General features: G+C 67.8%; 15 protein-coding genes. 12 read left to right on the top strand and 3 right to left on the bottom strand.

Annotated elements, in window-relative coordinates; all coding sequences use genetic code 11:
- Positions 1-128: 128 nt before the first annotated feature.
- A complete protein-coding gene (locus tag LQZ85_RS16730) occupies positions 129-2,204 on the top strand; it encodes a BCCT family transporter (protein WP_230101229.1) in 2,076 nt (691 codons plus the stop codon).
- Positions 2,205-2,534: 330 nt separating this feature from the next.
- Here the strand turns inward: LQZ85_RS16730 and LQZ85_RS16725 are convergent, their stop codons facing one another.
- Positions 2,535-4,214 (bottom strand): SDR family oxidoreductase, encoded by a 1,680-nt coding sequence (locus tag LQZ85_RS16725; protein ID WP_082586476.1) that lies wholly within the window; start codon positions 4,212-4,214, stop codon positions 2,535-2,537.
- A 91-nt stretch (positions 4,215-4,305) separates the two neighbouring features.
- Between LQZ85_RS16725 and LQZ85_RS16720 the strand changes: the two genes are divergently transcribed.
- The 3 genes from LQZ85_RS16720 (at position 4,306) to LQZ85_RS16710 (ending at position 6,460) form a co-directional block, all read left to right on the top strand.
- Positions 4,306-4,554, top strand: coding sequence for a hypothetical protein (locus tag LQZ85_RS16720; RefSeq protein ID WP_056276194.1), 249 nt, complete (start codon positions 4,306-4,308; stop codon positions 4,552-4,554).
- 56 nt (positions 4,555-4,610) lie between these two features.
- Complete coding sequence (locus LQZ85_RS16715; RefSeq protein WP_072590528.1) at positions 4,611-4,784, top strand: CsbD family protein; 174 nt, start codon at positions 4,611-4,613, stop codon at positions 4,782-4,784.
- 98 nt (positions 4,785-4,882) lie between these two features.
- Positions 4,883-6,460 (top strand): MFS transporter, encoded by a 1,578-nt coding sequence (locus LQZ85_RS16710; protein ID WP_082586477.1) that lies wholly within the window; start codon positions 4,883-4,885, stop codon positions 6,458-6,460.
- A gap of 15 nt (positions 6,461-6,475) precedes the next feature.
- Here LQZ85_RS16710 and LQZ85_RS16705 read toward each other — a convergent pair whose 3' ends face one another.
- Together LQZ85_RS16705 and LQZ85_RS16700 are read right to left on the bottom strand one after the other, a co-directional pair.
- Positions 6,476-7,033, bottom strand: a complete 558-nt coding sequence (locus LQZ85_RS16705) for a MarR family transcriptional regulator (RefSeq protein WP_053098456.1) — start codon at positions 7,031-7,033, stop codon at positions 6,476-6,478.
- On the bottom strand, positions 7,033-7,284 hold the full coding sequence (locus tag LQZ85_RS16700) for a hypothetical protein (RefSeq protein ID WP_053098457.1): 252 nt from the start codon (positions 7,282-7,284) through the stop codon (positions 7,033-7,035). Before LQZ85_RS16700 ends, LQZ85_RS16705 begins: the two co-directional genes overlap by 1 nt.
- Before the next feature lie 123 nt (positions 7,285-7,407).
- On the opposite strand from LQZ85_RS16700, the gene LQZ85_RS16695 reads away from it, so the two are divergent.
- The 8 genes from LQZ85_RS16695 (at position 7,408) to LQZ85_RS16660 (ending at position 13,873) form a co-directional block, all read left to right on the top strand.
- Complete coding sequence (locus LQZ85_RS16695; protein ID WP_056276197.1) at positions 7,408-7,857, top strand: MarR family transcriptional regulator; 450 nt, start codon at positions 7,408-7,410, stop codon at positions 7,855-7,857.
- 72 nt (positions 7,858-7,929) lie between these two features.
- The gene (locus tag LQZ85_RS16690; RefSeq protein WP_056276200.1) at positions 7,930-8,259 is read left to right on the top strand and encodes a hypothetical protein; all 330 of its coding nucleotides are present in this window, start codon (positions 7,930-7,932) and stop codon (positions 8,257-8,259) included.
- 3 nt (positions 8,260-8,262) lie between these two features.
- The gene (locus LQZ85_RS16685) at positions 8,263-8,553 is read left to right on the top strand and encodes a hypothetical protein (protein ID WP_056276204.1); all 291 of its coding nucleotides are present in this window, start codon (positions 8,263-8,265) and stop codon (positions 8,551-8,553) included.
- A gap of 85 nt (positions 8,554-8,638) precedes the next feature.
- On the top strand, positions 8,639-9,862 hold the full coding sequence (locus LQZ85_RS16680) for an MFS transporter (RefSeq protein ID WP_056276206.1): 1,224 nt from the start codon (positions 8,639-8,641) through the stop codon (positions 9,860-9,862).
- Between the two features lie 153 nt (positions 9,863-10,015).
- Positions 10,016-11,323, top strand: coding sequence for an extracellular solute-binding protein (locus LQZ85_RS16675; protein ID WP_056276209.1), 1,308 nt, complete (start codon positions 10,016-10,018; stop codon positions 11,321-11,323).
- Positions 11,324-11,395: 72 nt separating this feature from the next.
- Positions 11,396-12,268, top strand: coding sequence for a sugar ABC transporter permease (locus LQZ85_RS16670; RefSeq protein ID WP_056276212.1), 873 nt, complete (start codon positions 11,396-11,398; stop codon positions 12,266-12,268).
- Positions 12,265-13,158, top strand: a complete 894-nt coding sequence (locus LQZ85_RS16665; protein ID WP_056276215.1) for a carbohydrate ABC transporter permease — start codon at positions 12,265-12,267, stop codon at positions 13,156-13,158. The genes LQZ85_RS16670 and LQZ85_RS16665 overlap by 4 nt, the downstream gene beginning before the upstream one ends.
- Before the next feature lies 1 nt (position 13,159).
- Positions 13,160-13,873 carry an alpha/beta hydrolase gene (locus tag LQZ85_RS16660; protein WP_056276218.1) on the top strand — a complete coding sequence of 238 codons (714 nt, stop codon included), beginning with the start codon at positions 13,160-13,162 and terminating at the stop codon, positions 13,871-13,873.
- The last annotated feature ends 130 nt before the right edge of the window (positions 13,874-14,003 follow it).

Here is a 14,003-nt window from a genome sequence, read left to right as displayed (position 1 = left end):
CCCGGGTGCTCGCGCTGACGCGCCCGGAGAACCCGGAGCATCCGGCATCCGCCCGGCGTGTAGGGCCCCGGAGCGCCGCGGATCGACCCGTTCATCTGGCCTTTCCGTCCAGGTCGCAGAATGCCGGCATGGGAGAATGGGTTCTCATGGACACTCCGGACGAGAAGACGCCCACGAGGAACGACCCTCCGAAGACCTCCACCGCCGCGATCAGGCAGGCCGCGAAGGCCACCGAGGCCGCGCAGAAGATCGTGCGCGACATCGCCGCGGTTCCGCCGCGCGGCGTGCACCCGGCGCTCGTGCCCGGCGTCTCGGTCGAAGAGACCGGACGCACCTACCGCACCGATCCGCTCGTCTTCGGCATCGCCGTCGCGCTGACCCTCGCGTTCATCGCGTGGGGCGTGTTCGCGGGTGACAACCTCTCGGGCACGACCTCGACCGTGCTCGGGTGGGTCGTCGAGTACTTCGGCTTCTTCTTCACCACGATCGCGACCGTCATCCTCGTCTTCATGCTCTTCGTCGGCTTCAGCCGCTACGGACGCATTCCCCTGGGCCGCGACGACGAAGAGCCCGAGTTCTCGATGTTCTCGTGGATCTCGATGCTCTTCGCCGCCGGAATGGGCATCGGTCTCGTCTTCTGGGGCGCCGCCGAGCCGCTCACCTTCTTCGAGAACCCGCCGCCCGGAACGGTCGAGGCGAACACCCTCGAGGCCATGCACACGGCGCAGGCGCAGGTGCTCTACCACTGGGGCCCGCAGGCGTGGGCCTTCTACGCGCTGGTCGGCGGCGCGATCGCGTACGGCGCGTTCCGTCGTGGCCGCACCCCCCTGATCTCGTCGATCTTCGCGCCGCTGCTCGGCGAGGGCCGCACCACCGGACCCCTCGGTCGCACGATCGACATCTTCTCGATCATCGTCACCCTCTTCGGCACCGCCGCGTCGCTCGGCCTGGGAGCCCTGCAGATCGGCCACGGCGTCGAGATCGTCAGCGGCATCGGCGAACTCGGCAACGGCGTGCTCATCGCGGCCATCGCCGTGCTCACCGCCTGCTTCATCGCCTCGGCGGTCTCGGGCGTCTCGAAGGGCATCCGCGCGCTGTCGAACATCAACGCGGTCGTCGCGCTGCTGCTCGCATTCTTCGTCTTCTTCGTCGGACCGACGCTGCTGATCCTCAACGTCATCCCCTCGGTCGCCGTGCAGTTCCTCGGTGACCTGCCCGAGATGGTCGCGCGGTCGGCCTCGCAGGGTGACGAGGCGCAGATGTTCCTGTCGAGCTGGACGATCTTCTACTGGGCATGGTGGATCTCCTGGTCGCCGTTCGTGGGCATGTTCATCGCCAAGATCTCGCGGGGCCGCACGCTGCGCCAGTTCGTCTCCGTCGTCATCCTGGTTCCGGCCGCCATCTCGCTCATCTGGTTCGCGATCTTCGGAACCACGGCGATCCAGCAGCAGATGAACGGCGCAGGACTCACCGTCGACCCGCCCGAAGAGGTGCTCTTCGGCGTTCTCGAGAACCTGCCGTTCCCGCTGATCACCAGCATCGTGCTCATCCTGCTGATCTCGATCTTCTTCATCACCGGCGCCGATTCGGCCTCGCTCGTCATGGGCACGCTCTCGCAGCAGGGCCGCCCCGAGCCGTCGCGCTGGGTCGCCGTCGTCTGGGGAGTCCTGGTCGGAGTGATCGCGGCGGTGCTGCTCGTCACCGGCGAAGAGGGCAGCGGCCTGAAGTCGCTGCAGAACGTCACGATCATCGCGGCGCTGCCGTTCGCCGTGATCATGGCCTTCATGATGGTCGCGTTCATGAAGGATCTGCGACGCGACCCCATGATCCTGCGCGAGCGCTATGCCCGCATGGCCGTTCGCCACAGCGTCATGGCCGGACTCGAGGAGTACGGCGACGACTTCGCGCTCGTGCCTGTCGAGTACGACCACTCCGAAGACGACCTCGCCTGGATCGATGAGGCCGACGTCGACGACAGCCTCGCCGAGGTCTACGCGACCGCGACCGAGGCGATCGACATCATCCCGGATGCCGGTGGTGGCGCTGCGGATGCCGGCGCCGATGCCGGCGATGCGAGTCCGGCCGGAGATGCGAGTGCGACCGGCGACGCGAGTGCGGCCGGCGATGCGAGTGCGGGTGCGGCTGCGGACGCCGGGTCGGATGACGGGGGCGACCCTGCGGGCCTCGCCGAGCGTCCTTCCTGACGTCAGTCGCATTGTTGACCCCGCCCGCGCCGCCCCCGGCCCGGTGCGGGGTCAATAACGCATCCGAATCGGCCGTTTCCGCTGCGAAAGTGGCCCCGCACGTGAGTCCCGATGCCGAAGTGGCCCCGCATACACCTCGCGCGTGGGTCCGGATGCCGAAGTGGCCCCACCATGTGGGTGGGGCGTGAGGTTGCCCCTACCCGCGGGTTCCATCGCGGTGCGGGGTCAGTAACGCATCCGAATCGACCGTTTCCGCTGCGAAAGTGGCCCCGCACGTGAGTCCCGGTGTCGAAGTGGGCCCGCATACACCTCGCGCGTGGGCCCAGAGGCTCAGGCGACGGGGGCCGCCTCGCCCGCACCCGCCTCGCCCGGGGCCGCCTCGCTCGCACCCGCCTCGCCCGCACCCGCCTCGCCGACACCCGCCTCGCCGACACCGGGCGCGACCGTCTCGACGGGGACGGATGCCGCGGCGGTGATCTTCGCCGCCATGCCCGCGAAGATGAAGCCGTGGAACGGCAGCACTGCCAGCCAGTACAGCCGTCCCGCGAGCCCGCGGGGGAAGAACACCGCCCGCTGCTCGTAGCGGGATCCGTCGCCGTCGGGCAGTGCGCGCAGCTCGAGCCAGGCCTCGCCCGGCACCTTCATCTCGGCGCGCAACCGCAGCAGTCCGCCGCTCGCGGGCGACGAGTCGGTCTTGCGGCCGGGCTCCTCGACGGCTTCGACGCGCCAGAAGTCGATCGCATCACCGACCCGCGCCTCGGCCTTGCTGCGGCGTCCGCGGCGGAGCCCGACTCCGCCGACGAGCCGGTCCATCCAGCCGCGCACCGCCCAGAGGAACTTCGACGAATACCAGCCGTTCGACCCGCCGATGCCGATGATCACCCGCCACAGTCCGTCGACCGGGGCCGACGTCTTCAGCTTGCGGGTGTCGGTGAAGACGGTGCGTCCCGCCCAGTCCGGGTCGCTGGGCAGCGGGTCGCTCGGGGCGCCCGAGACCTCGGCATCCTGCCAGCTCGTCTCGATGGTGTCGGCGTCGAGACGGCCCAGCGCCATCGACACGGCGGTGCGGTACGGGGTCAGCCCGCCGTCCGGGCGGGGGATCAGGTCATCGATCGCGCGGTCCTTCACGATGCACTCGTTCTGCAGCGACGCGACGAGCGGGCGCGCGATCGATCGCGGAACCGGGGTCACCAGGTTCACCCAGTGCGATGCGAGTCCCGGAGTGAGCACCGGCAGGGCGGCGATCGCGCGCTGGCGCAAACCCGCCTCGAGCGCATAGCCGTTCATCATCTGGCCGTAGCGCAGCACGTCGGGCCCGCCGATGTCGGCGGCGCGGTTGACGCTGTCATCGACGCGCGCGGCGCCCAGCAGGTAGTGCAGCACGTCGCGCACCGCGATCGGCTGGATGCGGTTGCGCACCCATTTCGGCGCCGGCATGTACGGCAGCACATCGGTCAGGTGCCGGATCATCTCGAACGATGCGGAACCGGAGCCGATCACGACGCCCGCCTGCAGCACGAGCGTCGGAACGCCCGACTCGAGGAAGATCTCGCCCACCCGCACCCGGGAGCGCAGATGAGGCGAGAGCTTCACATCGTCGGGATGCAGTCCGCCGAGATACACGATGCGGCGCACGCCGGCCTTCGCCGCGGCATCCGCCACCGTGGTGGCCGCTCGTTCGTCGCTCTCCTCGAACCCCTTGCCCGCCGTCATCGAGTGGATCAGGTAGTAGACCACGTCGACATCGCGCATGGCCTCGGCCACGGCGTCCGCGTCGTCAGCCGAGCCCTCGACGATCTCGCAGTCGGCACCCCATGGGAAGGATGCCGCGCGCGCGGCGTCCCGGGCCAGTGCGCGCACCCGGTATCCGGCGTTCAGCAGACGAGGCGTCAGCCGCCCGCCGATGTATCCCGTGGCGCCGAGCACCAACGCGCGAGGCGCCGATCCGTCTTCGCGGGGGAGGGCGCGCAGGGCCTCTTCGTGCCCGGTGGGCTGGGTGAGCTCGGTCATGTGTCGAGCGTAGGCGTGATGACCGGAAATTTCACTAGGCTGGCGATTGACTAGTTCATCTAGTAATCTTTTGGCGGAGGAAGGTGATCACATGTCGACAGCCACGCAGTACCCCACCCGTCGTGAGCTCCGGTCTCGGCGAATCCTGCCGAACGGTCCTGTCGACGTCGCCCCGCTGTCGGCACGTGCTGCTGTCGGCCGCTCCACCGGGCTCCGCAGCGGCCCGCTCCCCGCATCGCGCACGCCGTTCTGGAAGTCCGCCGGAGTCGTCGGCCTCATCGCGGTCATCGCCGCCGGCACTCTGCCGCTGGCGGCATCCGCCCTCGACATCCCCCTGTGACCCCACGGCGCGGGCGCTCGACCACAGACCACCGCTGATAAGAGAGAGGAGCCCCCATGGGACTCGATGACAAGATCAAGAACACCGCCCAGGACCTCGCCGGCAAGGCGAAGGAGGCCGTCGGCAAGGTGACCGACAACGAGAAGCTCGAGGCGGAGGGCCGCGCCGACCAGGCGAAGGCCGACGTCAAGAAGGCCGGAGAGAACGTGAAGGACGCGTTCAACAACTGACACCGGTGAGCAACGGCGGGGAGGTGGCGCGAGCCACCTCCCCGCCTTCTGTGCGGCCCGACCTGCGATGGTCGTGCGGCGAGAGAGAGTGAGACAGCATGTCCGACCGCCTGAACAATGACACGCCGAACCTGTGGCAGCGCCTGCTGCGACGGCTGCGTCCCGCCGCGGCAGAGCCTCGTCGGCTCACGGTCGAGGACGTCACCGTCGTCGACCGCCCGATGCTCCGCCGCGCGGTCGCCGGCACCGTGGTCGGCAATCTCATGGAGTGGTACGACATCGGCGTCTACGGTTATCTCGCGGTGATCATCGGGCGGGCGTTCCTGCCGGACGCATCCGCCGGGGCGCAGTCGCTCTTCTCGCTCGGCGTCTTCGCGGTGACCTTCGTCGCCCGTCCGCTCGGCGGCATCGTGCTCGGCCAGCTCGGCGATCGACTCGGCCGTCAGCGCGTGCTGGCCTTCACGCTGATCATGATGGCCGCGGCCACATTCCTCATCGGCGTGCTCCCCGACTTCTCGGTCATCGGCGTCTGGGCGCCGATCCTCCTGATCGTGCTCAAGCTCGCGCAGGGCTTCTCGACCGGCGGCGAGTACGCGGGCGCCACGACCTTCATCACCGAGTACGCGCCCGACCGGCGGCGCGGCTTCTATGCCTCCCTGCTCGACCTCGGCTCGTACATGGGCTTCGCGATCGGCGCCGCCTTCGTCTCGATCCTGCAGCTGACGCTGTCGGCCGAGGTCATGCAGGGCTTCGCCTGGCGCATCCCGTTCCTCGTCGCGCTTCCGCTCGGACTGATCGCGATCTACTTCCGGCTGAAGATCGAGGACACCCCGGCATTCCAGGAGGCACAGGACTCGGCGAAGCGCGCGGCCGACGACGCGCAGGCGTCGGCGGATGCGCCCAAGGGCGTGCTCGCACTGATCCGCGCATACTGGCGCGAGCTGCTGACGGCCTTCGTGCTCGTCGCCGCCGCCAACACCGTGGGCTATGCCCTCACCTCCTACATGCCCACGTACCTCACCGGAACCCTGGGCTACGACGAGGTGCACGGCACTCTGCTGACCCTTCCCGTGCTCGTGGCGATGGCGCTCTGCATCCCGCTGACCGGAAAGCTCTCCGACCGCATCGGACGCCGCAAGGTGCTGTTCATCGGGTCGATCTCGGCGATCGTGCTGGCCGTGCCGTCGTTCCTGTTCATGATGCACGGGGAGATCTGGTCGACGCTTCTCGGCCTGGTGCTGCTCGCCTTCCCCGTGACCTTCTATGTGGCCAACCTCGCCTCGTCTCTGCCCGCGCTCTTCCCGACGTCGTCGCGCTACGGCGGCATGGGCATCTCGTACAACCTCGCCGTCGCCCTGTTCGCGGGCACGGCTCCGGTCGTGATGGAGGCGCTCGTGCAGATGACCGGATCGTCGCTGGCCCCGGCGTTCTACGTGATCGGCACCTCGATCGCCGGCTTCATCGCCGTGGTGGTGCTCAAGGAGTCGGCGCGCAGGCCGCTGCCGGGTGCGATGCCGAGCGTGCAGACGATCGAGGAGGCCGTGGAACTGGTCGAGACGCAGGAGGAGAACCCCGACCTCGACCTCGACGAGCTGTTCCCCGAACGCCTCGAGAACGCCGCGGACGACGACGGAGAACCCGGCGCTCGGGTCGAGGATCAGGTCGAGAAGGCCTGACCCGCGGCGGAGGGATCACTCGCCGGAGGGCTCGGATTCCTCGTGCGAGCGGATGACGTCGCGCAGTTCCTGATCGAGATCCGACGCCTCTTCGATGGCCGAGGTCATGCCGGCGAGGAATCGCGTCACGATGCCACGCTCGCGGTCGCTCATCTCGTCGACGAGCGACAGCATCCGCCGGTGCATCGCGCCGAGGGTCTCGCGCACCTCGTCGTCGCTGCTGACGGTGGGCACGACGACCCCGGCGCGGCGATCGGTCGGGTGCGGCTCGCGCTTCGCGTGCCCGCCCTTCTCGAGGCGGTCGATGAGGGTCGTCGTCGACGCCGTGGAGATGTCGAGCATGCGGGCGATGTCGATCGGGCGCACGATGCGGCCGGCCCGCTGCTCGCGCAGCAGGAATCGCAGCGCGACCAGGTCGGTCTCGTTCATGCCCATCGACGCCCTGGTGCGGGCTCGCATGGCGGTCTCGGCCGAGCGGTAGCGGCGGAGCATGTTGAGCACGTCGACCGTGCTCGCGCTGTCGGAGTCGGGGTACCAGTACCCTGATCGGCCGAATTCTTCAGAGCGCTCCATCACGCCACCTCGCCGTCATCGCTCAGGGATCCCTCGTTCTCTCCATGCTCGCGCGCGAGCATCTCGATCGCGCCGGCTTCGACCTCGGCAGGGACGATCCGCAGCAGTCCGCCCGTGATGGCGTCGTGCTCGGCGGCCACGATCTGGTCGAGCCGCCAGGCGGGAACCGACGGGAACCGCGCTCGCAGGCGATCGAGCATGTCGGCGTACATGATGTACCCCGCATCCCCGAGTGTGAATCGCTCGACCATGACGTCCCTTTCCTGCCCGTGTTCTATCTTCGCACCCGATCAGAGTCCCTGGTGGCATTGGAATTCGCTAGGCCACCTCGTTACCTGTCTTTCGAGTAGCATGGAGGGGTCAGGGGGTGACACATGGCCAGCAGGACCGACATCAGAACGACGTCGACCGATCTCGTCGCTCGGGTCGACGAACTCCGTCGCGCCGAGGCGCAGCTGGGCCGTCGTCTCGCCGCGCTGCGCGCGCCCAATGACACCGATCGTGAGGCCATGAGGTACATCACGGAGGCGCCGGCGGATGCTCCCGCGACCCCGGGAGGACTCGCTGCGCACCTGAACGTGAGCACGGCCGCGATCACGAGCCTGCTGCGCCGTTTGCAGGAGCGCGGCCAGATCGTCGTCGCCCCGCATCCGGCCGACGCGCGATCGAAGGTTCTGCGACCCTCTCTGCGCGATCTCCACTCGCCCGGCGACGAGCTCACGCAGCGCATCGCCGCCCTCGCCGACGAGTTCACGCCCGAGCAGACCGATGCGATCTCACGGTTCCTGCACCGCTTGACGGAAGAGATCGGCGACCTTCCCTGACGTCCGACTGGGATTTAGCTAGGTAACCTAGTAATCTATTTCTCAAGCCAGTCTGAGCGTGAGGGAGAGAACATGGGTTACCTGACCTACGGAAGCACCGCCGCACCGATCGAGATCGACGACGAGCTGCTGACCCACCTGCGGCTGGTGATCGTGACCAAGCTGCGGCGCAACGAGTCCTTCCCCCTGACCCTCTCGATCGGCGACGGCGCCGTCGAGACGCTCTGGGTGCACGCCTCCATCCCCCTCCGGTTCGCCATGGACGAGGAGCCGAGCATCGACCGCTCGCTGGTGGTCTCGATGATGAACGCGGCGAACTCGGCCGGCGGGCTCGACCTCACCCGAGGTGACTTCGCTCCGGCGCTCACGGGGTCGCGTGTGCTGCACGCGATGACTGCGTGAGCCATGTCCGCACGCATCAGGAATGCCGCCAAGGCGGCGACGAGCGCGCGGGTGCGAGGCGCCTCGCGCACGCGAGGGCTGTGGGTCGAGGTCGATCCCGGCTTCCACGTCGGCAATGACCGGCGCCAGTTCCTCGGATCGATCACGGGGACGCCGCGTGAGGGCTTTCGGGCTTTCGGAGCGCAGTCCGACTTCATCGGCCAGTTCGACGACCTGGATGCCGCCAAGGCATCGGTCGCTGCGGCATCCGTGATCGCCGAAGAGATCGCACAGGGCGAACCGCAGCTCCACTGAGGTCGATCGCGATCGCCGCACGGGTGGCATACGCGATGCGGAAGGCGATTTTCGACGGCGTCCCTCGACGTGTACGGTCATTGCTATGACTTCGATCGAATCGATTCGACGGCCGGCTGTCGACCAGGCGTCGCGCCGAGCGCGCATCGCGGTCTCGGCGCTGTTCCTCACGAACGGCGCACTGTTCGCCAACATCCTGCCCCGCTACCCCGAGATCAAGGCTGCTCTGGGGCTCGACAACGCCGGGTACGGCCTCGCGATCGCGGCCTTCCCTGCCGGCGCGATCGCCGCGGGCCTTCTCGCCGCCGTGCTGATCCGTCGATTCGGCTCGGCGCGGATCGCCGTGTTCGGCACGATCGCCACGGGACTCGGCCTGCTCGCGGCCGCACTGGCGCCCTCCGGCATCCTCTTCGCCGTCGCCCTTCTGCTCGGCGGAGCATCCGACGCGATCACGGACGTCGCCCAGAACGCGCACGGTCTGCGCGTGCAGCGGCGATACGGCCGCTCGATCATCAACTCGTTCCACGCCATCTGGTCGATCGGCGCGGTTCTCGGCGGAGGCATGGCCGCGGCCGCGATCGCCTTGCAGCTGCCCCTCGGCGTGCATCTCGGCATCTCGACCGCGGTGTTCGCGGCCGTCGCCTTCACCGCGCTCTGGTTCTGCCTGCCCGGACGCGATGAGGAGGCGGATGCCGAGGCGACGGCCGAGCCGGTCGAGCTGGGCGGCACCGTGCGCCGCGGGGTCAGCCCTCGCACCGTGATGATCATCATCGCGCTCACGCTCATCGCGATGGCCGGTGCGGTGGCCGAAGACGCCGGCAACTCGTGGGCGACTCTCTATCTGAGTGAATCGCTCGGCGCCGCGGCCGCCATCGCGCCGCTCGGATTCATCGCGCTCGTCGGCGCACAGTTCATCGGTCGGATGCTGGGCGACGGCATGACCGACCGGTTCGGGCAGCGCGCGGTGGCCCGCGTCGGAGGACTGATCGCCGCAGCGGGCATGACACTCGCGCTCATCTTCCCGAGCGTGCCGGGAACCATCGCCGGATTCGCCGCCGTCGGCTTCGGCATCGCGACGCTCATCCCGGCCGCCATGCATGCGGCGGACGAACTGCCCGGCCTGCGACCGGGAGTGGGGCTCACGGTCGTGTCGTGGCTGCTGCGGCTCGGCTTCCTGCTGTCACCGCCGATCGTCGGGTTCATCGCCGACACCGAGAGCCTGCGGGCCGGGTTGATCGTGGCCCCGGCTGCGGCTCTGGTCGCGGTGCTTCTCGCCGGCGTGCTCGAGAAGCGCAGGGTTCGGGAGTAGCAGTTCGGGTCGGCCACGGAGGGCCGTGAGAGTGATGCGGAAGGGTGTTCGTCCTCCCGTATCGCGGGATTTCGCAGTATACGTATTCAATCCTGAAAGTTTCCGGGAACATAGGCTTCCCTAAGTCGATTGCATACGTATACCATCAGCGTCATGGGACACATCAAGCATCGAGCACTGCCGGTACTCGCCCTCGCAGCAGTGGGCATGATCGCCCTCTCCAGCTGCGGCGCCGGGACCCGAACCGACAATGAGAACGCGACAACGGTGTCGTGCGACTACACGGCTCCCGAGGGCAAGACCACGGTCAACGTCCTCGCCTACAATTCCTCCGCCATCGACCCCTTCACCGACACCATGGTCAAGAGCTGTTCGACCGATGACGTGACGCTGAAGCACGATCCGATCGACTTCGGCGGGCAGGTGACCAAGACCACGGCCACCCTGGCCGGCGACACGGGCACCTACGACATCATCGAGACCTACGGATTCGTCATCCCCGGCTTCGGCGAAGAGGAGAAGCTCGTTCCGCTGAACGACCTCTGGGACAAGTATGGCGAGGACTACGGGCTCGGCGAGATCAGCGAGTCGATGGTCGAGGGCATGTCCTACGACGGCGACATCTTCGCCATCCCGATGCAGGCGCAGATGTTCGTCATGGCCTACCGCACCGACATCTTCGAAGACCTCGGCCTCGACGTGCCGACCACCTTCGACGAGATGATCGCCGCGGCCGAGGCGATCAAGGCCGAGGGCCTCATGGACTACCCGATCGCGCTGCCCTGGCTCGCCACGGCCGACGTGACGACCGGCTTCGAAGGGGCGATGAACTCCCTCGGCGCCGACTTCGTCACCGCAGACGGCGAGGTCACCCTCGACGGACCCGAGGCGAAGCAGGCCGTCGAGGCGATGCTCGCACTCAAGCCCTACATGGACCCGCAGGTCACGACCTTCGACCAGCCCAAGGTGCAGCAGCAGATGTTCAACGGCACGGCGGCCATGTCGATCATGTTCTCCGGTCGCATGTTCGACCTGACCCTGCCCGCGAACTCCAAGCTGTCCGACTCCTTCGGATTCGCCGGTGCGCCCAAGGTCTCCGACGACGCCGAGTACTCCTACAACCGCCTCTCGATCGACGGCTGGTCGATCCCCTTCAACACCAAGCTCGACCACGACATGCTCTTCCAGATGATGGCGTCCGCCGTCAGCGAGGACGCGTCCACGGCATCCGTCCCCGCCGCCTACCCGGCCCGCGAGGGCATGGTGACGGAGGAGAACTCCCCGTACGGTGCCGCCGCCAACGACTCGATCGCGAGCGCCATGCCGCCGATCGTGTCGCCGGTCATCGCCGACATCACCAACGAGATCCGGCCGATCCTGGTCTCGATCCTCAACGGCCAGGTGTCCGTCGACGACGGGCTCGCCCAGATGCAGGCCGCCGGCGAGAAGATCGCCGGCTGACCCCGATCCGACCGTCCATGACTGTGGCCTGAGCGCGAGTTCAGGCCACAGTCCGTCCAAGGGAGGACGCACATGAAGGCACGCGAATTCTGGCTGCTCTTCGCTCCGAGCCTGCTGGTGATGGGTGCACTGCTCGTGCTGCCGCTGGTGCGCACGGTGCAGTGGAGCTTCGAGCAGGTCCGCTACGGCACACCAGGCACCTTCATCGGGTTGGAGAACTTCACCGACGCGCTGACGGATCCCCGTTTCCACAAGGCGGTGATGTTCACGGTCGCCGTCACGATCGTCACCACGGCGATCCTGCTCGTCTTCGGGTACATCATCGCCACCGGCATCAACCGCATCACCACGTCGCGTCCGCTCGTGCTCGGCATCATGCTCGTCTCGTACGTGCTGCCGAACCTCGTCGGCGCCGTCGCCTTCTCGTGGCTCTTCGACGACAACTTCGGCGGCGTGGTGAACCGCCTGATCGGCTTCTTCGGCGGGTCGCAGGTGCTCTGGTTCACCGACCAGGTGCCCAACGCGATCCTCGTGATCGCCAACACCGTCTGGCACATGCTCCCGTTCGCGATGCTGATCATCCTGGCCGGACTCCAGGGCGTGCCGAACGAGCTGAAGGAGGCGGCGAAGATCGATGGCGCCAACGGCTTCCAGACGCACCTCAACGTGATCATCCCGACCATCCGCGGAGTGCTCGGGTTCGTGACACTGATCACGATCATGGATGTGCTGCGCATGTTCGACAACCTGATCCCGCTGTCGCCGCAGGCGCAGAACATCGGCAACGAATCGATCATGCTCTACGTCTACTCCGTGGCATTCGCCGATGGCGCCGAGAACCTCGGTCTCGGCAGCGCGATCAACGTGCTCACCATCCTCCTGATCCTCATCATGCTGATCCCGTTCATCCGGGGCATCTTCAAGGAAGCGAAGGCCGAACGATGAGTCTCACCTCCGCAGAACTCTCGACGAGGGCCATCGTCACGAAGGGCGTGCCGAAGCGCCGTCGCCGCGGCCCCAACCGCCCGCCGGTGATCACGGGGCTGCTGCTCGGCATCCTCTGCATCGTGATGCTGAGCCCCTTCATCTGGATGACGCTGTCGGTGACCAAGCCCACCGACGTCGCCTTCGCCAACCCGCCGGTGCTCTGGGACTACCAGCCGACCCTGCAGGCGTTCGTCGATCTGTGGCAGACCACGTACTTCGCCGACTACCTCGTGAACACCGTGGTCGTGGCGGTCGTGTCCACCGTGATCGCGCTGGCGATCGGCATCCCGGCGGCCTATGCGCTGTCACGGTTCCCCAGCTACGTCTCGGCGCTGCTGCTCGTGCTCGCACTGATCTTCCGTGCGCTGCCCCGCTTCGCGGTGGTGCTGCCGATGTACGACATCAGCCGCGCGCTCGGCATCTACGACACCACGTTCGCGCTCGCGATCGCCCTCGTCGCGATCAACCAGCCGTTCACGATCTGGCTGCTGCGCAACTTCTTCGCCGAGATTCCGAAGGAGCTCGACGAGGCGGCCATGATCGACGGCTGCACCAGGATCGGGATGCTGCGCAGGGTCATGATCCCGCTGATGGGGCCGGGGATCCTGACCGCCGGCATCTTCGTGTTCCTGTTCGCCTTCCAGGAGTACCTCACCGCGCTCGTGCTCACCGACACCTCGTCGAAGACGGTGCCCGTGTTCATCGCCACGCAGCTCGGGCAGACCCTGCCGATGCTGCAGCAGGCGGGAGCGGCGTCGATGCTGTTGACGATCCCGGTGTTCGTGATCGCCTTCATCGCGCAGAAGTATCTCGTCGCGGGTCTCAGCGACGGTGCCGTGAAGGGCTGAGGTGGCTGCCGCGGTGCCGCCGCTCGTGCTCCTCGCGGGCATGAACTGCACAGCCGACCTGTGGACGGATGCGCGGTTCGAGGGGGCGGTCCGGCCGGTGCTGGCTCGTCCCTCGATCGGCGAGCAGGTGGCGGCACTGCTCCGGGATCTGCCCGAGACCTTCGTGCTCGTCGGCCACTCGCTCGGGGGCATCGTCGGCATGGCTCTCGCCCTCGCCGCGCCTCAGAGGGTGGCCGGCCTCTGCCTCGTGTCGACCAATGCCAAGGCGCCGACCGACGCGCAGCGTTCCGGATGGGGCGGGTGGCTCACGGCACTCGACGAGGGCGTCGAGCCGCGCGCGCTGCAGGACGGCATCCTCATTCCTCTGCTCGGGGAGGCGCTCGTGCGAGAGCGGCCCGAACTCGTGGAGCGGACTCTGCGCATGGGGGAGGAGACCGGTGCCGACCGGCTACGCGCTCAGCTGCGGATGCAGCTCACACGCACCGACCTGCTCTCGCGGATCACCGGATTGACGATGCCGACCCTCGTCGTCTCGGGGCTCGACGACGCCATCTGTCCGCCGCACTTCCACACCGAGATCGTGTCGGCGATGCCTGACGCCCGTCTCGTCACCCTGGATGCCGGCCACCTGCTGCCACTCGAGCGGCCGCGTGAGTTCGGGCGTCTCGTCCGGTCGTGGATGTCGCAGCAGCGACTGGCCGGCATCGTCGTCTGACCTCGGGTTCGCTGCGCCTCGGCTTGTGGTGCTGCGGCAGTTGGGAGGAGATCCGCGATTCGGAGGGTGGAGGCGGGGGAGGTGACCTCCGTATCGCAGATCTCCTCCGGATCGACGGTGGGTGGCGGGG

Source organism: Microbacterium sp. Bi98 (genome assembly GCF_918698045.1).
Taxonomy (GTDB): domain Bacteria; phylum Actinomycetota; class Actinomycetes; order Actinomycetales; family Microbacteriaceae; genus Microbacterium.
Note: the sequence above shows the minus strand (reverse complement) of the source record. Positions and strands in the feature narration are given on the sequence as shown.

Excerpts from the sequence above, each read along its gene's own strand:
- LQZ85_RS16730 (WP_230101229.1), top strand. The coding sequence starts at position 129 with ATGGGAGAATGGGTTCTCATGGACACTCCGGACGAGAAGACGCCCACG.
- LQZ85_RS16725 (WP_082586476.1), bottom strand. The coding sequence starts at position 4,214 with ATGACCGAGCTCACCCAGCCCACCGGGCACGAAGAGGCCCTGCGCGCC.
- LQZ85_RS16720 (WP_056276194.1), top strand. The coding sequence starts at position 4,306 with ATGTCGACAGCCACGCAGTACCCCACCCGTCGTGAGCTCCGGTCTCGG.
- LQZ85_RS16715 (WP_072590528.1), top strand. The coding sequence starts at position 4,611 with ATGGGACTCGATGACAAGATCAAGAACACCGCCCAGGACCTCGCCGGC.
- LQZ85_RS16710 (WP_082586477.1), top strand. The coding sequence starts at position 4,883 with ATGTCCGACCGCCTGAACAATGACACGCCGAACCTGTGGCAGCGCCTG.
- LQZ85_RS16705 (WP_053098456.1), bottom strand. The coding sequence starts at position 7,033 with ATGGAGCGCTCTGAAGAATTCGGCCGATCAGGGTACTGGTACCCCGAC.
- LQZ85_RS16700 (WP_053098457.1), bottom strand. The coding sequence starts at position 7,284 with ATGGTCGAGCGATTCACACTCGGGGATGCGGGGTACATCATGTACGCC.
- LQZ85_RS16695 (WP_056276197.1), top strand. The coding sequence starts at position 7,408 with ATGGCCAGCAGGACCGACATCAGAACGACGTCGACCGATCTCGTCGCT.
- LQZ85_RS16690 (WP_056276200.1), top strand. The coding sequence starts at position 7,930 with ATGGGTTACCTGACCTACGGAAGCACCGCCGCACCGATCGAGATCGAC.
- LQZ85_RS16685 (WP_056276204.1), top strand. The coding sequence starts at position 8,263 with ATGTCCGCACGCATCAGGAATGCCGCCAAGGCGGCGACGAGCGCGCGG.
- LQZ85_RS16680 (WP_056276206.1), top strand. The coding sequence starts at position 8,639 with ATGACTTCGATCGAATCGATTCGACGGCCGGCTGTCGACCAGGCGTCG.
- LQZ85_RS16675 (WP_056276209.1), top strand. The coding sequence starts at position 10,016 with ATGGGACACATCAAGCATCGAGCACTGCCGGTACTCGCCCTCGCAGCA.
- LQZ85_RS16670 (WP_056276212.1), top strand. The coding sequence starts at position 11,396 with ATGAAGGCACGCGAATTCTGGCTGCTCTTCGCTCCGAGCCTGCTGGTG.
- LQZ85_RS16665 (WP_056276215.1), top strand. The coding sequence starts at position 12,265 with ATGAGTCTCACCTCCGCAGAACTCTCGACGAGGGCCATCGTCACGAAG.